Consider the following 18754-nt stretch of genomic DNA (forward strand, 5'->3'; position numbering starts at 1 on the left):
TTTGTAGGAGCCCGGTTTACCGGGCGATGGGCCAAGCCAAATCCGCATGAAACCTCAAAGCGCACCACGCCTGTCACACCTGGAGGTCGAAAGCCCTGCCACCCTTGGCGTAGAATATGTTCGCTTGAAAATACGTTCCGGTCCGTCCTTTACGCGGACGACCCGCTGGAGAGATTTGCATGAATCAGCCGATTGTCGTGGCGGCGCTGTACAAGTTCGTCACGCTGACCGACTACGTGGCCCTGCGCGAGCCCCTGCTCGAGATTCTCAAGGCCCACGACGTCAAGGGCACGCTGCTGCTGGCCCGGGAAGGCATCAACGGCACCGTCTCGGGCCGCCGCGAAGGCATCGACGCGCTGCTGGACTGGCTGAAGGCCGATCCGCGCTTCGCGGAGCTCGACCACAAGGAGTCCTACTGCGACGAGCAGCCCTTCTATCGCACCAAGGTCAAGCTCAAGAAGGAGATCGTGACCCTGGGCGTGCCTGACGTGGACCCCAACAGAACAGTGGGCACTTACGTCGCCCCCGAGGAGTGGAACGATCTGATCGACGATCCCGAGGTGCTGGTGATCGACACCCGCAACGACTACGAGGTCGAAATCGGCTCCTTCAAGGGCGCGATCAATCCCGGGACGCGCTCGTTTCGCGAGTTCCCCGACTACATCAAGGCCCATTACGACCCGGCCAGGCACAAGAAGGTCGCCATGTTCTGCACCGGGGGCATTCGTTGCGAGAAGGCCTCGAGCTTCATGCTCGACGAGGGGTTCGAGGAGGTCTATCACCTCAAGGGCGGCATCCTCAACTATCTCGAACGGATGCCCGAGTCGCGGTCGCTCTGGCGAGGAGACTGCTTCGTGTTCGACAACCGGGTCACCGTGCGCCACGACCTGAGCGAGGGCGAATACGAGCAGTGCCACGCGTGCCGCCGCCCGCTGTCCAGTGAAGATCGCGCCTCACCGCACTATTCGCCTGGCGTGAGCTGTCCGCACTGCTGGGATTCGCTTCCGGAAAAGACCCGTGCCGGGGCTCGGGAGCGCCAGCGGCAGATCGAACTGGCCAAGGCCCGCCAGGACCCCCACCCCATCGGCCGTGACCCTCGGTCTCGGGAGAGTGTCGAGGCCTGAGCGACGTCCAGGCCGGGCGCCGTCATCGACGCCCGGCCTGGCATACGCGAATGGCGGTGACAATCGGCACGCCCACCGTTACGATAACGGTATAAAAACTATCGAGGAAAGGTCCGATGGAACTTCAGTACCGCCTTCTCGCCGAGCTCGAGGCCGCCTTCGACCATCTGATCGAGCGCATCGAGGCCGTGCTTGCCGTCTATGCCGCCAGTCCCGGCGAGGCCTGGGCCCTCGAGTCGCCGCGCCCAGATGCCGAGTGGTTGCGCCGAGCGCTGCTCGATTTCTGGTATCAGGATGGCCAGGACGGGCGTGCCACGCGCAGTTATGTCGGCTTGATCGCGGCCGACGAGGCACTACTTGAGGCGGTGGCAAGGGCCAATGCCGCCAAGGACCGTTTCGGCACGCTCCTGACGCGGATTCGCGAGCAGGCCGGCGCGCTGATTCCCGAGATCAAGGCGGTTCTGCCCTTCCGCCATCCGGTGCTGCACGACCACCTGCGCGGCCAGGGGCTAGCGCGCTTGCACCTCAAGCAGTGCTGGCGTCATCTGCCCGTGGCGGACGCCCCCCTGTCGCGGGTACGGCTGGCCTGGTACAGCAGCGGGCGCTCGATCAAGCGGCTCTCGGTAGAGGACGCCGAACGCAGGCTGCTGAAACTCGATGCTGATGCCCCGCATGTTCGCATTCAGCTCAAGCGCCTGGCAGGCATACCCAGTGGCGAGCCGCTGGCCCAGGTGCAGCGCCAGGCACCGGTCATGCGTGCCAACCTGTTCTTTCGGGAACCGCTGGCCGATGGCCGCTTGCGGCGGGCCATGAACCTGCCGTTGCCGCTGTTCATCCCCGCGGCGGATGGCCGCCTGCCGGACCACAACAGGCCGCTGCCACGCCCGCCGAAAGGCCGCACCCGCGCCAAGCGCAGCGACGAACGACTGGAAGACGACGTCTTCTTGCCGAGCCTGCGCGTCTACCGTTACCGGGGCTAGTCGCCGGGAGTGATTGTCAGAACAACCGGTTCAGCCCGTTCTGGGCGGCGACACGATAAGCTTCGGCCATGGTCGGGTAGTTGAACGTGGTATGAATGAAGTACTTGAGGCTGTTCGCGGCACCCTGCTGCTGCATGATGGCCTGGCCGATATGGATGATCTCCGAGGCCTGGTCGCCGAAACAGTGAATGCCCAGGATCTCCAGCGTCTCGCGGTGGAAGAGGATCTTGAGCATGCCGACGGTGTCGCCGGTGATCTGGGCGCGGGCGGTGTCCTTGAAGAATGCCTGAGCCACCTCGTAGGGCACCTTGGCCTCGGTCAGTTCTCGCTCGGTTCTGCCCACGGAACTGATCTCGGGAATCGTGTAGATGCCCGTGGGAATGTCCTCGACGAAACGAAACTCCCGGTCGAGCAGGTCGGTACTGGCATTGTAGCCCTGATCGTAGGCAGCACTCGCCAGGCTCGGCCAGCCGATCACGTCGCCCACCGCGTAGATGTGCGGCAGCTCGGTGCGGTAGTGGTCGTCGACCTGGAGCTGGCCACGACCGTTGGCCTGCAGGCCGACGGTTTCGAGCCCCAGTTCGTCGGTGTTGCCGGTGCGTCCGTTGGCCCACAGGAAGGCATCGGCGCGCAGCTTCTTGCCGGATTTCAACTGCACCACCACCCCGGAATCGTCTCCTTCGACCGACGCGTACTCCTCGTTGTGGCGCACCAGCACGCCATGCTGGCGCAGGTGGTAGGAAAGCGCGTCGCTGATCTCGTCGTCCAGGAACGACAGCAGGCGGTCCCGGGTATCGATCAGATCGACCTTGACCCCCAGCCCCGAGAAGATCGAGGCGTATTCGGAGCCGATGACCCCGGCACCATAGATGATCAGCGTCCGCGGCGTGTGTGTCATGCCCAGCACGGTATCGGAGCAGTAGATGCGCGAATGGCGAAAATCGATATCGCCGGGACGGTAGGGGCGCGAGCCGGTGGCGATCACGAACTTGTGCGCGGTCAGCTCTTCCGACACCTCGTTGTTGTCCCGCACCACCAGGGTGTGCTCGTCCTTGAAGCGTGCCACACCGAAGAACAGGTCGATGCGATTGCGCGCATAGAAGGTGGTGCGCATCTCGACCTGGCGATCGATGGTCGTCAGCGAGCGCTTGAGCACCCGGGGAAACGAGAACAGCCGAGGTTCGCCGATGTCGCGGAACATGCGATTGGTATTGAACTGCATGATCTGCTTGACCTGGTGGCGCAACGCCTTGGAGGGGATCGTTCCCCAGTGGGTGCAGTTGCCGCCGACCGCGGACTGCCTCTCCACGGCAGCCACGCGCAACCCGTGCTTGGCCATGTTGATGGCGGCGCTCTCGCCCGCCGGCCCGGTACCGATCACCACGACATCGTAATTATGAACTGCCACTGCGCTCGTCTCTCCTGTTTGCCCATTTGCCGTTTGCGACTCTGGCGTTACACGAAACGTGAGGTGTATCGATCAGGGACTGCCTGCAAGTTTTCAGCGCCTGGTCGCATCGTATCCCAGGTCGGCACCGCGCTTTTCGTCGGCGCGCCGCTGAGCCAGCGCCTGCTGCTTGCGATTCTCTTCCTCGCACACCTCGTCCTTGCCGCCACAGATGTCGCACCCCTCCTTCAACCCCAGCTTGTTGAGGCCACCACAGGAACCGGCGATGGGCTTGCGTCCCAGAAGCACGCCGATGGACATGGCGGCGATCATCAGCAGCATGAAGCCCAGTACTAGCATCCACAGTGTCATATCGTTTCCTCCTCGGCGAACTCGTCCAGATAGACCTCGAAGGACGAGCTGATACGCGTCTCGAAGCCGTCATCCTGTCTGACAACGAAATAGACGGCGATGTTTTGGGCCTCTGCCAGATCGAGGCCGGCCTCGGCGCCCATGACGGTGAAGGCCGTGGCCAGCGCATCCGCGGTGGCGCAGCGCTCAGTGATCACCGTCACCGAGGCGACGCGATTGTCGATCGGCCGGCCGCTGCGCGGGTCGATGGTGTGGGAGTAGCGCACCCCATCACTCTCGAAATAGTTGCGATAGTCGCCGGAAGTCGCCACGGCGGCATCGCCCAGGTCGATGATGCGCTGCACGCTGCGCTCGCTGGACACCGGCTTCTCGACGGCGATGCGCCAGGCGGCGCCACCGGGCTTGGTGCCGTGGGTGCGGATCTCGCCTCCCACCTCGACCAGATAGTCCTCGATACCCCGCGACTCCAGATAGTCGGCGACCCGGTCGGTGGCATACCCCTTGGCGATCCCCGAGAGGTCGACATAGACCGGCTTGGTCTTGGAAAGGCGGCCATCCTCCAGGTGCAGGGCCTCGGCATCGACCCGGGCCAGCGCTTCGCGCAACGTCGCCTCGTCGGGCACCTGCTCGGGCCGTCCCTCGGGCCCGAACCCCCAGAGATTGACCACCGGGCCGACCGTCACGTCGAAGGCACCTTCGGTGAGCCTGGCGATGCGCATCGACTCACGGAGCACCTCCGCGGTGGCCGGCGACACGAAGAACGGCACGCCGACCGGCAGCCGATTGAAGCGCGACAGCTCGGAGTCGTCACGGTAGGTGGACATCAGGCTGTCGATGCGTTCCAGCTCGGCGAGAATGCCCGATTCCAGCCTGGCATAGTCGTCCTCCGCCAGCTCGGCGTAGACGGTGACATGGTACCCGGTGCCGAAGATCGGTCCCTGGAAGCGGTGCTCGGCGGGAGCCGTGTCACAGCCCGTCAGCAGCGCCGACGCGAGCACCATTAACAACAGGGCCAGCCCCCTCGAGGCCGGCCCTGTCTGCTTGCGACAACCTGCGTGCATCATCCGCCGAAGTCATCCAGCATGATGTTCTCCGGCTCGACCCCCATGTCGGTGAGCATCTTGATGACCGAAGCGTTCATCATGGGCGGTCCGCACATGTAGTACTCGCAATCCTCCGGCGCCGGATGATCCTTGAGATACAGGTCGTACAGCACGTTGTGGATGAAGCCGGTGGGACCTTCCCAGTTGTCCTCCGGTTGCGGATCGGAGAGGGCCAGGTGCCAGTCGAAGTTGTCGAACTCCTCGGCCAGCTGGTCGTACTCCTCGTTGTAGAAGGTCTCGCGCCAGGAGCGCGCGCCGTACCAGAACGACATCTTGCGAGTCGACTTCAGACGCTTCAACTGGTCGAAGATGTGGCTGCGCATCGGCGCCATGCCGGCACCGCCACCGATGAAGACCATCTCGGCGTCGGTCTCCTTGGCGAAGAACTCCCCGAAGGGCCCCATCACCGTGACCTTGTCGCCCGGCTTGAGCGAGAACACGTAGGTCGACATCAACCCCGGCGGATGGTCGGTGTTGGGCGGCGGGGTGGCGATGCGGATGTTGAACTTGAGCAGCCCCTTCTCCTCCGGGTAGTTGGCCATGGAGTAGGCGCGGATGACCTCTTCGCTGTTCTTGTGGGCGATGTTGAACAGGCCGAACTTCTCCCAGTCGCCGCGATACTCCTCCTCGATGTCGAAATCGGAGAACTTGATGTCGTAGGGCGGCGCCACCAGCTGAACGTAGCCGCCGGCCCGGAAGTCCACTTCCTCGCCTTCCGGCAGCTTGAGATTGAGCTCCTTGATGAAGGTGGCGACGTTGGGGTTGGCGGTTACCTCGCACTCCCATTTCTTGACGCCGAATACCTCCTCCGGCACCTCGATCTTCATGTCCTGCTTCACCGGCACCTGGCAGGAGAGCCGCCAGCCCTCCTTCTTCTCGCGCATGGTGAAATGGGACTCCTCGGTCGGCAGGATCGAGCCGCCCCCTTCCATCACCCGGCACTTGCACTGGGCACAGGAGCCACCGCCACCACAGGCGGAAGAGAGGAAGATGCCATTCGAGGCCAGGGTCTGCAGCAGCTTGCCACCCGCTTGAGTGGTCATGGTGTTGGAGGGATCGTCATTGATCTCGATTGTCACGTCGCCGCTGCTCACGAGCCGGCTGCGTGCCGCGAGGATCACCAGCACCAGGCCGATCACGACCACGGTGAACATGACGACACCAAGCAAGATGATGGATGTATCAACCATGTCGATTTCCTATTCCCGTTGGCTTATAGCTGAACACCGGAGAAGGACATGAAGCCTAGCGACATCAGCCCGACGGTAATGAAGGTGATACCCAGTCCCTGCAGCCCGGCCGGCACGTCACTGTACTTGAGCTTTTCGCGGATACCCGCCAGGGCCGTGATGGCCAGGGCCCAGCCGATGCCGGCACCGGCGCCGTAGACGATCGACTCGCCGAAGGCATAGTCGCGCTGCGCCATGAACAGCACCGCGCCGAGAATCGCGCAGTTGACCGTGATCAGCGGCAGGAAGACCCCCAGGGTGTTGTAGAGCGCCGGCACGAACTTGTCGAGGAACATCTCGAGAATCTGCACGATGGCGGCGATGACCCCGATGTAGGAGAGATAGCCGAGGAAGGAGAGATCGATGTTCTCCGCCCCCTCGATCCCGGTCCAGGTCAGCGCGCCCTCGCGCAACAGGTAATGGAGGATCAGGTTGTTGACCGGTACGGTGATGGTCAACACCACGACCACCGCGATTCCCAGGCCGATCGCGGACGAGACCTTCTTGGAGACGGCCAGGAAGGTACACATGCCCAGGAAGAACGCCAGGGCCATGTTCTCGACGAAGACCGCCTGGACGAACAGGCTAAGATAGTGGCCAAGCATCACACGGTCTCCTTGATCTTGGTTTTACTGTTGGCAACGATGCGGTATTCGGTCTTCTCGACCTGATCCGGGTGGAAGGAGCGCAGGATCCAGATCAGCAGACCGATGACGAAGAATGCCGAGGGCGGCAGCAGCATCAGGCCGTTGGGCACGTACCAGCCGCCGTTCTGCACCGCCGGCAGGATGGTGATGCCGAACAGGCTGCCGGAGCCCAGCAGCTCGCGCACGAAGCCGACGAACAGCAGGATCACGGTATAGCCGAGGCCGTTGCCCACCCCGTCGAGGAAGCTCATCACCGGACCGTTCTGCATGGCGTAGCCCTCGGCACGGCCCATGACGATACAGTTGGTGATGATCAGCCCCACGAACACCGAGAGCTGCTTGGACATCTCGTAGGCATACGCCTTGAGCACCTGGTCCACCACGATGACCAGGGAAGCGATGATGGTCATCTGCACGATGATGCGGATCGACGAGGGAATGTGGTGGCGAATCAGGGAGACGAAGAGGTTGGAAAACGCCGTCACCGCAATTACCGCAATGCCCATGACCAGCGAGACGCTCAACGAGTTGGTCACCGCCAGGGCGCTGCAGATACCGAGCACCTGCAGGGCGATCGGATTGTTCTTGAAGATCGGCGATAGAAGAACACTTTTCGGAGTATCAGAGGCGGCCATGCTCACGCTCCTCCTTGGACATTGTCGTGGAACCGGGCGAGATAGTCGGCGAAGCCGGCCTCACTCAGCCAGAATTGCAGCATGTTGGTGACGCCACGACTGGTCAAGGAGGCACCGGACAGGGCATCCGCCTCGTACTCGGAGTCGGCCCCGCCCTTCACCAGGCGAATCTCGGGCTGCATCGGGCTGTCGTCGTAGACCTTCTTGCCATCCCACTGGGCCTTCCAGCGCGGGTTGTCCACCTCGCCGCCAAGCCCCGGCGTCTCCGAGTGGTCATAGTAGGAGAGGCCAACGATGGTGTTGCCATCCCCTTCCAGCGCCAGGAAGCCGCGCATCAGGCCCCACAGGCCCTGGCCGCGAATCGGCAGGATAATCTGGTCGGGATTCTCTGGGTCGCCGACCAGGTAGACCGTGGAGAACTCCTCCAGACGGCTCAGCCCGGGCGAGTGGGGACCCGACAGCGTCCGCGAAGTCGCCGGGTCCTTGGCCGCTTCGAACTGGTTGTAGGTTTCGGGATCGAGCTCTTCGGAGTACTCCCCGGTTTCAAGATCGATCACACGCGGGGTGATCTTCTCCTTGAACAACTCGTTGACGTCGACGCCGGGCTGGTAGAGCTGCGCCACCTGAAGAATGTTGCTCTTGCGATCGAGCTCCTGATTCATCTGCTGGGTCGGGCGCAGCACCACCGCCGCGGTGGAGACGATGACCGAACAGACGATGCTCAGGGCCAGCGCGACCGTCAGTGTCTTCTTGATGGAATTGTTGCTTGCTGCCATCAGGCGACTTCCTTATTAACCGGATTGAAGGCTGCCTCACGCTTCTGACGGCGCTTGATGTTGGCCTGCACGACAAAGTGATCGATCAACGGGGCGAACAGATTGGCGAACAGGATCGCCAGCATGATGCCCTCGGGGAAGGCTGGGTTGACCACCCGGATCAGTACCGTCATGACACCGATCAAGGCGCCGAAGATCAGCTTGCCGGGGTTGGTCATCGAGGCCGAGACCGGGTCGGTGGCCATGAACACCAGGCCGAAGGCGAGACCGCCGACGACGAGGTGCCAGTACCAGGGCATGGCGAACATGGCATTGGTATCGGAACCGATGATATTGAGGAGCAGCGACATCGCCACCACGCCCAGCAGGACGCCCAGCATGATGCGCCAGGACGCCACCCGGGTCAGCAGCAGTACCGCCGCTCCCAGCAGGATCATCAGCGTGGAGACCTCGCCCACGGAACCGGGCACGAAACCGAGGAAGGCGTCCATCCAGCTGTACTGCTCGCTCATGCCCGACATGCCATCGGTCACCACCATGGAGAGCGCGGTGGCGCCGGTGTAACCGTCGGCTGCGACCCAGACGGCGTCGCCGGAGATCTGGGCGGGATAGGCGAAGTAGAGGAAGGCGCGACCGGTCAGCGCCGGGTTGAGGAAGTTCTTGCCGGTGCCACCGAAGATCTCCTTGCCGATCACCACGCCGAAGGTGATGCCGAGCGCCACCTGCCACAGCGGGATGGTGGGGGGCAGGATCAGGGCGTAGAGCACGGAGGTGACGAAGAAGCCCTCGTTGACCTCGTGGCCGCGCTTGACGGCAAACAGCACTTCCCAGAAGCCGCCGACCACGAAGGTGACCAGGTAGATCGGCAGGAAGTAGGCGGCCCCCTGAACAAAATTGGCCCACAGGCTGTCTGGATCATGACCGCTGGAGAGGGTCATGGTGATCGCTTCCCGCCAACCGTCCATGGAGGCGTAGCCGTCGGCGATCGCCATGTTGGCCTGCCAGCCGGCGTTGTACATGCCGAAGAACATGGCCGGAAAGGTACACAGCCACACCGTGATCATGATGCGCTTGAGATCGATGCCGTCACGCACGTGGGCCGTGCCCTTGGTGACGTCCGGCGGGGAGTAGAAGATGGTGTCTACGGCCTCGTAGAGGGCATAGAACTTCTCGTAGCGGCCACCCTTGTGGAAGTGCGGCTCGAGATTGTCGAGTGTCTTGCGAATACCCATCATCGGATTAGGCCTCTTTCTCGATCGTGGTGAGATTGTCACGCAGGATGGGACCGTACTCGTACTTGCCGGGGCAGACGTAGGTACAAAGGGCCAGGTCCTCTTCGTCCAGCTCCAGGCAGCCGAGCTGCATGGCATTCTCGATATCGCCGACGATGAGGGAGCGCAGCAGCTGCGTCGGAAGGATATCCAGTGGCATGACCTTCTCGTAGGCTCCGATGGGCACCATGGCGCGTTCGGAACCGTTGGTGGAGGTGTCGGGCGCGTACTTCGGCAACCCCAGGAACTGGGAAACGTAGATTCCCATGATCGAGTGACGATTGCGACCGGGCGAGAGCCAGCCCAGGAAAGCGCGCTTGTTGTTCTCCTCGATCAGCGAGATCTGGGAGTGGAAACGCCCGAGGAAGCGTCGCGAGCCTTCCGCGGTGAAGCCGCCGAACACCGATCCCGAAATCACCCGGGTCTCATCCGGTTCGACGACTTCGTTCTCGAGCAGTTCCGCGGTGCTGGCACCCACTCGGGTACGCAACAGCCGCGGTTGCTGGGCGCGCGGGCCGCCGACTGCGACGATACGCCGCAGATCCAGACGCCCTTCCGCGAACAGGATGCCGATGGCGATCACGTCCTGGTAGCCGACATGCCAGACCTGCCGCTTCAGGCCCACGGGGGACAAATAATGAATGTGCGTTCCCGGCAAGCCGGCCGGATGCAGCCCCTTGAAGGCCTCGACCTGAACGCCTTCGATGTCGCCACCCGGCAGATCCGCCTCAGGCGCCTGGCACAGGAACACCTTGCCCGGTGTCAGTTGCTTGAGCACCTTCAGGCCATGGGCAAAGGCCTGGGGGTTTTCGGCGATGATCTTCGCCGGGTCCGCGGAAAGCGGGTGGGTGTCCATGGCGGTAACGAAGATGTCGGCCGGAACGGCATCGAGGGCCGGTGTCCTGGAGAAGGGGCGCGTGCGCAGCGCCGTCCAGAGTCCTGATTCCACCAGTTGATCGACCACCACCTGGCGATCGAGCCTGTCCAGCGCCTCGGCACCGTGAGCGGTGAAACCGACGGCTTCCTCCTGCTCGTCGAGCTTGATCACCACCGACAGCAGCATGCGCCGCTCGCCGCGATTGATGGCGATCACCTCGCCGGCCCCCGGGGACGTGAAGCGCACCCCCGGGATCTTCTTGTCGGTGAACAGTAGCTGTCCCAGCTTGACCTTGTCCCCTTCCTTGACCTCCATGGTCGGCTTCATGCCGACGTAGTCGGGTCCCAGAATCGCCACATGACGAACGGGCTTGGCATCGTGGATACGCTGCTCAGGCGCCCCGTCGATCGGGAGATCCAGGCCTCGTTTGACTTCGATCATAGTCTCGCCCAGTTATCGGCTCTGATGTCAGAAAGGATGAGAAATGCGCGGGCGTCGATTCCCGCTCGCGGGCGATACAACGCCATGCATCCGCCCAGCGGGGCCGGACGGCTCGAATTCTTTTCTTATCAGAAGGTTGTCTTGGCCGACCCGCGATCAAGCGGATCGCTGCAAAAAGTCGCGACTATTATAGAGAGACGGCTACCGAAAGGCCACCTGATCGAAGGTCGGGGGTGCCAGGAAAATGGCCGAGAGGTCACCGCCCCGGACCGGCCGGGGCGATGAGGGCGCGTTCAATCCCGCGCGAGGGGCAGGTACTTGAAATGCACGTTGGACATCTGCTGCATGAGGCGCACCACCTGGCAGCTGTAGCCGAACTCGTTGTCGTACCAGACGTAGAGCACCGCGTTGGAGCCGTCGGCGATGGTCGCCTTGGCATCGACGATGCCGGCATGGCGGTTGCCGACGAAATCGGAAGAGACCACCTCGGGGGAGTCGATATAGTCGATCTGCTTCTGCATCGGCGAATGCAGGGCCATCTCGCGCAGGTAGGCATTCACCCTCTGGGCGTCGACGCTCTTGCCCAGGTTGAGATTGAGGATCGCCATGGAGACGTTCGGCGTCGGCACGCGGATGGCGTTGCCGGTCAGCTTGCCCGTCAACTCCGGCAATGCCTTGGCCACCGCCTTGGCCGCGCCGGTCTCGGTCAGCACCATGTTGAGCGGCGCGCTGCGGCCACGACGATCGCCCTTGTGGTAGTTGTCGATCAGGTTCTGATCGTTGGTGTAGGAGTGCACCGTCTCCACGTGGCCATGCACGATGCCATACTCGTCGTTCATCGCCTTGAGCACGGGCACGATGGCGTTGGTGGTGCAGGAGGCCGCGGAGATGATGCGATCCTCGCCGATGTCGTGGTGATTGATGCCGTAGACGATGTTCTTGACGTCCCCCTTGCCCGGGGCCGTGAGCAGGGCCTTGGCGACGCCCTTGCACTGCAGATGCTGGGACAGCCCCTCCTCGTCGCGCCACTTGCCGGTGTTGTCCACGACGATGGCGTTGTCGATGCCGTACGCGGTGTAGTCGATCTCGCTCGGCGAATCGGCATGGATCACCTGGATGTAGTTGCCGTTGGCGATCAGGGCGCTGTTCTCGTGGTCGACGCTGATCGAGCCGGCGAACGGGCCATGTACCGAATCCCGACGCAGCAGGCTGGCACGTTTCTCGAGATCGTCTCCGGCGCCACGCACGACGATGGCGCGCAACCGCAGCAGGTTGCCGCCGCCGGCCTTCTCGATCAGGATGCGCGCCAGGATACGACCGATACGACCGAACCCGTAGAGCACCACGTCCTTGGGCTCGCCCCCCATGCCATTGGCACCGTGCGCCCCGACGATGTCGGCCAGCTCTTCCTTCAGGTAGGCCTCGACGTCATCGCGGCCGCTGTGCTTGAAGGCGACCGCCAGCCGCCCCAGGTCGATGTGCGCCGGCCCCAGGTCGAGCTCGGTCATCGCCTTGACCATGGGGAAGGTGTCGCGCAGAGAAAGCTCGGTGCCCTCGATCTTCTTCACGTAGCGATGGTTCTTGATGATGCGCAGGACCGAGCGATTGATCAGTGAACGGCCGTAGAGCGACGGCACGACATTGTACTTGCGATAGAGCACGCCAAGCAGAGGGATCATTTCCTCGGCAAGGGCTTCGGTGTCCTGCCATTCCTGGAAATAGGCGTCGAGTTTTTCCTGACTCACGGGGTAGCTCCTCACTGGCATGCAAAAGAATGTGTCGGGCTATTATCCGTACCTCTTGTGGATGACCGCAATCGCTGTATGGTCGCAGGCGCTGTAAGCCCACTACAGAAACAAGGGGTTGACTACAAGCCAGCATCAGGGCATGACCCTCGGGACATGGACCAGGAGGCCGGCGATTTTCTCGTTCTTCCGGCGAGGCTGTTATCATCCTCTCACTCTCAAAGCATTGCGTTCACACTCCCCATGCCGAACTTTTCTCCGCTAGCACCGCCCGCCCCCCAGGGGACCCGGGAAACGCTCTACTGGCAGGCCCCGCAGGGCGCGGCGGGCGCCCTCGCCCTGGCCCGCCTGGCCGACAGTGCACCCCTACTGGTCGTCACGCCGGATACCGCCGCGGCCCAACGCCTGGAAGGCGCACTGCGCTTCTTCGCCAGCGTGCCGGTGTTGCCGTTCCCCGACTGGGAGACCCTCCCCTACGACAGCTTTTCGCCCCACCAGGACATCGTCTCGGAGCGCCTGCGCACGCTGCGTCGCCTCCAGGAGGCCCGAGAGGGCATCGTGCTGGTGCCGATCAATACCCTGATGCAGCGCCTGCCGCCCAGCGACTACATCGCGGGGCGCGTGGTGACTTTGAGCGTCGGCATGACCATCGATCGCGAGGGCTTTCGCGAGAGGCTCTCCCGGGCCGGCTATCGTGCCGTCGAGACCGTCTACGAGCCCGGTGAATACGCCCTGCGTGGCGCCCTGATCGACCTGTTTCCCATGGGTTCCGAGGCACCGTTGCGCATCGATCTGTTCGACGACGAGATCGACACCCTGCGCCATTTCGATCCCGACACCCAGCGCAGCCAGGACAAGGTCGACAGCGTCGAACTGTTGCCCGCCCATGAATACTCGCTGTCTCGCTCGGCCATCGCCTGCTTTCGCGAGGGCTTCGAGACGCTGTTCGATGTCGACCCGCGTCAGTGCCCGCTCTACAACGACGCCCTGAAGGGGATCCCCTCGCCGGGGCTCGAACAGTACCTGCCGCTGTTCTTCGAGGAGACGGCGACGCTGTTCGATCATCTGGCCGAGGGCACGCGCGTGGCCCTGCTGCCCGGCGCGCACGAGGCAGCCGAGCATCACTGGGCGGCAATCCAGAGCCGCTACGAGAACCTCGGGGTCGACCCCACCCGGCCACTGTTGCCCCCCGCCCGCGCCTTCGTCCCGGTGCCGGAAGTGTTCGCCGCGATCAAGGCCAAGCCCCGCGTCGCCCTGGTCGAAGACGAAACACACCCCCATGCCCATCATCCCTCGACCCAGGCGCCCCCGCAGGTGGCGATCAATGCCCGGGCCCAGAAGCCCCTGGCCCGCCTCGACGAGTTCCTGGCCGCCCATGGCGAACTGCGCGTCCTGTTCGTCGCCGAATCCCGCGGGCGTCGCGAGGCGCTGGAAGAGACCCTGGCAGTATTGCACCTGGACATGCCGCATGTCGGCGATTGGCAGGCGTTCCTCGACTCGGGGAGCCGGCTTGCCATCACCGAGAGCGAACTCGACGAGGGCTTGTGGCTGGCCGATCCGGCCCTTGCCGTCGTCACCGAGACGGAGCTGTTCGGCGAGGTGGTGCGCCAGACCCGGCGCCGCGAGAAGGCCACCGACGACAACGAGCTCGCGGTGCGCCATCTCTCCGAGTTGCGCCCCGGCGCGCCGGTGGTGCACCAGACTCACGGCGTGGGGCGTTACCAGGGGCTCGAGGCGCTGGAGGCCGGCGGGCAGGCGGCGGAATTCGTCGCGCTGGAGTATGCCGGAGGCGCCAAGCTCTATGTGCCGGTGGACAACCTGCACCTCATCTCACGCTACGCCGGCGCCTCGGAGGAGCTGGCCCCGCTGCACCGGCTCGGCTCGGACAGCTGGGACAAGGCCAAGAAGAAGGCCGCCGAGAAGATCCGCGACACCGCCGCGGAACTGCTGGATGTCTATGCGCGCCGGGAGGCCCGGGAGGGCTTCGCCTGCGCGGAACCCGGCGAGGAGTATCAGCGCTTCGCCGCCAGCTTCCCCTTCGAGGAGACCCCGGACCAACGAGCCGCCATTCACGCCGTGATCGGGGACATGGTGGCACCGCGCCCCATGGATCGCGTGGTCTGCGGCGATGTCGGCTTCGGCAAGACCGAGGTCGCCATGCGTGCGGCCTTTCTCGCCGTGCACTCCGAACGCCAGGTGGTGGTGCTGGTGCCCACCACCCTGCTCGCCCAGCAGCATTTTGATAACTTCCGCGACCGCTTCGCCGATACCGCGGTACAGATCGAACTGGTCTCCCGCTTCACCGGCGGCAAGGGCCAGGCGGAGTCACTGAAGCGCATCGAGGACGGGCGGGCCGATATCGTCATCGGCACCCACAAGCTGCTCTCGAAATCGATGAAATTCCCCAACATGGGGCTACTGATCATCGACGAGGAGCACCGCTTCGGCGTGGCCCAGAAGGAGCGCCTGAAGAGCCTGCGGGCCGAGGTCGACATCCTGACGCTGACCGCCACACCGATCCCGCGCACCCTCAACATGGCCATGAGCGGCATGCGGGACCTCTCGATCATCGCCACCCCGCCGGCGCGACGCCTCTCCGTGAAGACCTTCGTCCAGCAACGCAACGAACCGGTGATCAAGGAGGCCATCCTGCGCGAGATCCTGCGCGGCGGCCAGGTCTATCTCCTGCACAACGAGGTCAGGACCATCGAGCAGACCGCCGAGAAGGTGCGCGAGCTGGTCCCAGAAGCCCGGGTCGGCGTGGCCCACGGCCAGCTGCCGGAGCGCTCCCTGGAACGCATCATGTCGGACTTCTACCACAAGCGCTTCAACGTGCTGGTGTGCTCGACGATCATCGAGACGGGCATCGACGTCCCCAGCGCCAACACCATCCTCATCGAACGTGCCGACAAGTTCGGCCTGGCCCAGCTTCATCAGCTGCGCGGCCGGGTCGGACGCAGCCACCACCAGGCCTACGCCTACCTGCTCACGCCGCCACCCAAGGCGATCACCAAGGATGCCCTCAAGCGCCTGGAAGCCATCGGCCAGGCGGAGGACCTGGGTGCCGGTTTCACCCTGGCCAGCCACGACATGGAGATCCGCGGCGCCGGCGAGCTGCTCGGGGACGAGCAGAGCGGCCAGATGGAAACCATCGGCTACAGCCTCTACATGCAGATGCTCGACCGCGCGGTGAAGGCGATTCGTGCCGGCAAGACGCCCAACATCGAGGCACCGCTGGACGAGGGCGTGGAAGTCGGCCTCAACCTGCCCGCGCTGATCCCCGATGACTATCTGCACGATGTGCAGCAGCGGCTGATCATGTACAAGCGCATCAGCAACGCGGAGAACGAGGCCGACCTCAGAGAGCTGCAGGTGGAGATGATCGACCGTTTCGGGCTGTTGCCGTCGCCGGTCAAGACGCTGTTCCGCCAGACCCGACTGCGCCAGCGTGCCGAGCGGCTGGGCATCATCCGCCTGGAAGCCGGACCCGAGCGGGGACGGGTGATCTTCGGTGCCAACCCGGCCGTCGACCCGATGACCCTGGTCGACCTCATTCAACGGGATCCGGTCCATTATCGCCTGGACGGTGCCGACACGCTGCGCTTCGAGATCGACATGGAGACCGAGGAAGCACGCTTCCAGGCGGTCGAGGGGTTGCTCGAGAGGCTGAACCGCAAGGCACAGGCCGCCTGAGATACCCACTTGCTCGATCTTTTCACAGCCTTTGCTGTATCGGAGCCCATTCGTCGGAATATACTCAGCGAAACAGCAACCCTCGCTCGATCATTCGGGAAGCGCTGAACAGCTCGGCGAACGTGATGAAGCGCAAGGCGCACGGCACGCAGAAGACGAGACATAACATGCCGTTAGACGAGTCTTCGACCGGGCTGGCGCACCAGTACCACGCAACGCAGCGATCCCTACGTGCAGCCATTCATTCAGTGTTTCCGTAGCTTGGACAGGTCACCTTACATGCGCCCAACACGAACAACGCCGCGGCTATGGCTGGCCCTGTGCCTGCTGGCGCTGCCCTTCTCGCTGCCGGCCGAGGAAGGGGACGTCAGGCAGCAGCCGGGCGTCGAACGCTACCCGCTCCAGGAGGGCAGCGATGTCGTCGGGCAGGTTCAGACGGTCGAGGCAAGCCAGGACGATACCCTGATCGACATCGGCCGGCGTTACGGCATCGGTTACGAACAGATGCGCCGCGCCAATCCCGGGGTCAGCGTCTGGATGCCCGGCAAGGGCACCGAGGTGCTCGTTCCCACCCGCTTCATCCTGCCTCCGGGCCCTCGGGAGGGGGTCGTGGTCAACGTTGCCGAGATGCGGCTCTACTACTACCCGCCGGTGCAGGAGGGCGAAGTTCGCCAGGTGGAAACCTATCCGGTGAGTGTCGGGCGCATGGACTGGAAGACACCGCTGGGCGAGACCACCATCATCGCCAAGGCCAAGGACCCGGCCTGGTATCCGCCCGAGTCGATCATCAAGGAGCATGCGGAAGACGGGCGATCGCTTCCCCGCGTCGTGCCTCCCGGCCCCGACAACCCCCTGGGGCGATACGCGATGCGGCTGGACATCGCCGGCTACCTGATTCATGGCACCAACCGGCCCGATGGGGTCGGCATGCGCGTGACCCATGGCTGCATTCGCATGCTGCCCGAGGATATCGAGAACCTCTTTTCCAGGTTGCCCGTCGGCACGAAGGTGCGCCTGATCAACTCGCCTCTCAAGGTGGGCTGGTCCTCCAGCGGCATCCTGCATGTGCAGGTCTACCCCGCCCTGGAGGAAGCGGAGGACACGCCGACAAGGCGGCTCGACGAGGTATTCGAGACGGTTTCGAACAGCGTCGAGGGGCATCGATACCCTGTCGATTTTGCTCGTCTGCGGGGCGCGGTGGAGAATGCCAGTGGAATGGCCGAACCGCTGATACTGGTCGAACAGCCCTTCGAGATCGTGGAAAGGCCAAGGAGAGTCGATCCGTTTTATGACCGTCTGGAACTCTTCGAGACCCTTTACAGCCAACTCGAGGCGCAGGTGTCAAACGACGATGCCTGAGAGATAACGCCTGTCGCTCCAGCCCACTCCCTATCCGCGGCCGCGAAATGAAACGAAGAAAACCCTGCTTGAGCAGGGTTTTCTTGCGAGGCAATCACCGATCAGGCATCCATGAAAGGATGCCATCACGAAAGATTACTTCTGCATGGAGCGCTGGAACATCCGATCCATTTCTTGCTTGTTCTGCTGGCTTTGCTGCAGAGCCTGTTCCGCGGTGCGCTGAGCCTGCTGAGCGGTGTTCAGTGCTTCACGCGCCATGCTGCGGGTTTCCTGAGACTGCATTTCAGACTGGCTCATCTGACCGCTTTGCTCTTCACTGGCCTGGGACGCACAGCCAGCCATGACAGCCATGGCGAGACCGGCAGCAGCGATTTTGAGCGTAGTGCGGGTATTTTTCATGCTGTTCTCCTTGAGTCTTCCTTGGGTTACTAACGATTCCTGCGCAGGCAGGTCTTCTTGCAACTGCTCTTTCCTAACCTAGCGGATGATGACTTTTGTGCCAAGTTCCACCAGGTCTACCAGACGCTCTATTTGCTTGTTGGTTACCGCCACGCAACCATCGGTCCAGTGAAAACGTCGATGCACGGTCGGATCGCTCTCCCCCAGACCGTGAATACCGATGTTACCGCCCAGCACCGTATCCTGGGGAGGTGCACCGTGCCGTCGATAGTACGATAGGTAATCATAGAATTGGTCGTCACTCAATATGCCCGCGTCGCGTGCCTCGCGTGCATGTCCAAGGGTAGGATAGTCGAGCCCCAGGAAAATGTTGAAGCGGCTATCAAGGTTGATCCAATTGATGCGAAACTCCCCCGTGGGAGTCGCCCTATCACCATCGAAGCGCAGCCTTTTGGCGCCACCACGCCCCAGGGAAACCGGCGAGAAACGTTCGACTTCCTGCTCCCCACGATAGACGTGCAATGTGGCGGTTTCATCGTCCACCAGCAACCAGACGTCCTGATCATCCGAACTCGCCTGAAGCCCTCCGAGAGGCAACATCCATAATAAAAACAGCAACAACTTTCGCATCACTCGACTCTCTCGGGCCTCGCTTGCCAAGCATACTTCCTCAAGGTGTCCATTGTCGGAGCCTTGCATCATCTTGTCGAAAGATT

General features: G+C 63.2%; 16 protein-coding genes. 4 read left to right on the forward strand and 12 right to left on the reverse strand.

The window, feature by feature from the left end:
• Positions 1-179: 179 nt before the first annotated feature.
• Together trhO and BUA41_RS13210 are read left to right on the forward strand one after the other, a co-directional pair.
• A complete protein-coding gene (gene trhO, locus BUA41_RS13205) occupies positions 180-1124 on the forward strand; it encodes an oxygen-dependent tRNA uridine(34) hydroxylase TrhO (protein WP_072823647.1) in 945 nt (314 codons plus the stop codon).
• 116 nt (positions 1125-1240) lie between these two features.
• On the forward strand, positions 1241-2104 hold the full coding sequence (locus BUA41_RS13210) for a DNA replication terminus site-binding protein (protein WP_072823649.1): 864 nt from the start codon (positions 1241-1243) through the stop codon (positions 2102-2104).
• A gap of 16 nt (positions 2105-2120) precedes the next feature.
• Here BUA41_RS13210 and sthA read toward each other — a convergent pair whose 3' ends face one another.
• The 10 genes from sthA to BUA41_RS13260 form a co-directional block, all read right to left on the reverse strand.
• The gene (sthA, locus tag BUA41_RS13215; protein WP_072823651.1) at positions 2121-3512 is read right to left on the reverse strand and encodes a Si-specific NAD(P)(+) transhydrogenase; all 1392 of its coding nucleotides are present in this window, start codon (positions 3510-3512) and stop codon (positions 2121-2123) included.
• 93 nt (positions 3513-3605) lie between these two features.
• Positions 3606-3863: a (Na+)-NQR maturation NqrM gene (nqrM, locus tag BUA41_RS13220; protein ID WP_072823653.1), complete on the reverse strand. Its 258-nt coding sequence runs from the start codon at positions 3861-3863 to the stop codon at positions 3606-3608.
• Positions 3860-4927, reverse strand: a complete 1068-nt coding sequence (locus BUA41_RS13225) for an FAD:protein FMN transferase (protein WP_084671576.1) — start codon at positions 4925-4927, stop codon at positions 3860-3862. The genes nqrM and BUA41_RS13225 overlap by 4 nt, the downstream gene beginning before the upstream one ends.
• Positions 4924-6156 (reverse strand): NADH:ubiquinone reductase (Na(+)-transporting) subunit F, encoded by a 1233-nt coding sequence (gene nqrF, locus BUA41_RS13230; RefSeq protein WP_072823655.1) that lies wholly within the window; start codon positions 6154-6156, stop codon positions 4924-4926. Before nqrF ends, BUA41_RS13225 begins: the two co-directional genes overlap by 4 nt.
• Positions 6157-6179: 23 nt before the next feature.
• A complete protein-coding gene (gene nqrE, locus BUA41_RS13235; RefSeq protein WP_072823657.1) occupies positions 6180-6800 on the reverse strand; it encodes an NADH:ubiquinone reductase (Na(+)-transporting) subunit E in 621 nt (206 codons plus the stop codon).
• Entirely contained in the window at positions 6800-7477 is a 678-nt protein-coding gene (locus tag BUA41_RS13240) for an NADH:ubiquinone reductase (Na(+)-transporting) subunit D (RefSeq protein WP_072823659.1), read from the reverse strand. The genes nqrE and BUA41_RS13240 overlap by 1 nt, the downstream gene beginning before the upstream one ends.
• Before the next feature lie 2 nt (positions 7478-7479).
• A complete protein-coding gene (locus tag BUA41_RS13245) occupies positions 7480-8253 on the reverse strand; it encodes a Na(+)-translocating NADH-quinone reductase subunit C (protein ID WP_072823661.1) in 774 nt (257 codons plus the stop codon).
• Positions 8253-9488, reverse strand: coding sequence for an NADH:ubiquinone reductase (Na(+)-transporting) subunit B (locus BUA41_RS13250; protein ID WP_072823663.1), 1236 nt, complete (start codon positions 9486-9488; stop codon positions 8253-8255). The genes BUA41_RS13245 and BUA41_RS13250 overlap by 1 nt, the downstream gene beginning before the upstream one ends.
• A 4-nt stretch (positions 9489-9492) precedes the next feature.
• Entirely contained in the window at positions 9493-10842 is a 1350-nt protein-coding gene (locus BUA41_RS13255; RefSeq protein ID WP_072823665.1) for a Na(+)-translocating NADH-quinone reductase subunit A, read from the reverse strand.
• Positions 10843-11135: 293 nt separating this feature from the next.
• The gene (locus tag BUA41_RS13260) at positions 11136-12587 is read right to left on the reverse strand and encodes a glyceraldehyde-3-phosphate dehydrogenase (RefSeq protein WP_072823667.1); all 1452 of its coding nucleotides are present in this window, start codon (positions 12585-12587) and stop codon (positions 11136-11138) included.
• 243 nt (positions 12588-12830) lie between these two features.
• Here BUA41_RS13260 and mfd point away from each other — a divergent pair, with 243 nt between their 5' ends.
• Both mfd and BUA41_RS13270 read left to right on the forward strand, forming a co-directional pair.
• On the forward strand, positions 12831-16280 hold the full coding sequence (gene mfd / locus BUA41_RS13265) for a transcription-repair coupling factor (RefSeq protein WP_072823669.1): 3450 nt from the start codon (positions 12831-12833) through the stop codon (positions 16278-16280).
• A gap of 279 nt (positions 16281-16559) precedes the next feature.
• Positions 16560-17639 (forward strand): L,D-transpeptidase family protein, encoded by a 1080-nt coding sequence (locus BUA41_RS13270; RefSeq protein WP_072823671.1) that lies wholly within the window; start codon positions 16560-16562, stop codon positions 17637-17639.
• A 135-nt stretch (positions 17640-17774) separates the two neighbouring features.
• Here the strand turns inward: BUA41_RS13270 and BUA41_RS13275 are convergent, their stop codons facing one another.
• Both BUA41_RS13275 and BUA41_RS13280 read right to left on the reverse strand, forming a co-directional pair.
• Positions 17775-18038, reverse strand: coding sequence for an Lpp/OprI family alanine-zipper lipoprotein (locus BUA41_RS13275; RefSeq protein ID WP_072823673.1), 264 nt, complete (start codon positions 18036-18038; stop codon positions 17775-17777).
• Between the two features lie 78 nt (positions 18039-18116).
• Positions 18117-18668, reverse strand: coding sequence for a L,D-transpeptidase family protein (locus BUA41_RS13280; protein ID WP_072823855.1), 552 nt, complete (start codon positions 18666-18668; stop codon positions 18117-18119).
• Positions 18669-18754: the final 86 nt, after the last annotated feature.

It is taken from the genome of Modicisalibacter ilicicola DSM 19980, from assembly GCF_900128925.1.
Lineage (GTDB): Bacteria > Pseudomonadota > Gammaproteobacteria > Pseudomonadales > Halomonadaceae > Modicisalibacter > Modicisalibacter ilicicola.

What these genes read in the sequence shown, in the direction of transcription:
- BUA41_RS13245 (WP_072823661.1), bottom strand. Translation starts at nt 8,253, where the DNA reads ATGGCAGCAAGCAACAATTCCATCAAGAAGACACTGACGGTCGCGCTG.
- nqrE (WP_072823657.1), bottom strand. Translation starts at nt 6,800, where the DNA reads ATGCTTGGCCACTATCTTAGCCTGTTCGTCCAGGCGGTCTTCGTCGAG.
- BUA41_RS13240 (WP_072823659.1), bottom strand. Translation starts at nt 7,477, where the DNA reads ATGGCCGCCTCTGATACTCCGAAAAGTGTTCTTCTATCGCCGATCTTC.
- nqrF (WP_072823655.1), bottom strand. Translation starts at nt 6,156, where the DNA reads ATGGTTGATACATCCATCATCTTGCTTGGTGTCGTCATGTTCACCGTG.
- mfd (WP_072823669.1), top strand. Translation starts at nt 12,831, where the DNA reads ATGCCGAACTTTTCTCCGCTAGCACCGCCCGCCCCCCAGGGGACCCGG.
- BUA41_RS13250 (WP_072823663.1), bottom strand. Translation starts at nt 9,488, where the DNA reads ATGATGGGTATTCGCAAGACACTCGACAATCTCGAGCCGCACTTCCAC.
- BUA41_RS13225 (WP_084671576.1), bottom strand. Translation starts at nt 4,927, where the DNA reads ATGATGCACGCAGGTTGTCGCAAGCAGACAGGGCCGGCCTCGAGGGGG.
- trhO (WP_072823647.1), top strand. Translation starts at nt 180, where the DNA reads ATGAATCAGCCGATTGTCGTGGCGGCGCTGTACAAGTTCGTCACGCTG.
- BUA41_RS13255 (WP_072823665.1), bottom strand. Translation starts at nt 10,842, where the DNA reads ATGATCGAAGTCAAACGAGGCCTGGATCTCCCGATCGACGGGGCGCCT.
- BUA41_RS13270 (WP_072823671.1), top strand. Translation starts at nt 16,560, where the DNA reads ATGCGCCCAACACGAACAACGCCGCGGCTATGGCTGGCCCTGTGCCTG.
- nqrM (WP_072823653.1), bottom strand. Translation starts at nt 3,863, where the DNA reads ATGACACTGTGGATGCTAGTACTGGGCTTCATGCTGCTGATGATCGCC.
- BUA41_RS13210 (WP_072823649.1), top strand. Translation starts at nt 1,241, where the DNA reads ATGGAACTTCAGTACCGCCTTCTCGCCGAGCTCGAGGCCGCCTTCGAC.
- BUA41_RS13280 (WP_072823855.1), bottom strand. Translation starts at nt 18,668, where the DNA reads ATGCGAAAGTTGTTGCTGTTTTTATTATGGATGTTGCCTCTCGGAGGG.
- BUA41_RS13275 (WP_072823673.1), bottom strand. Translation starts at nt 18,038, where the DNA reads ATGAAAAATACCCGCACTACGCTCAAAATCGCTGCTGCCGGTCTCGCC.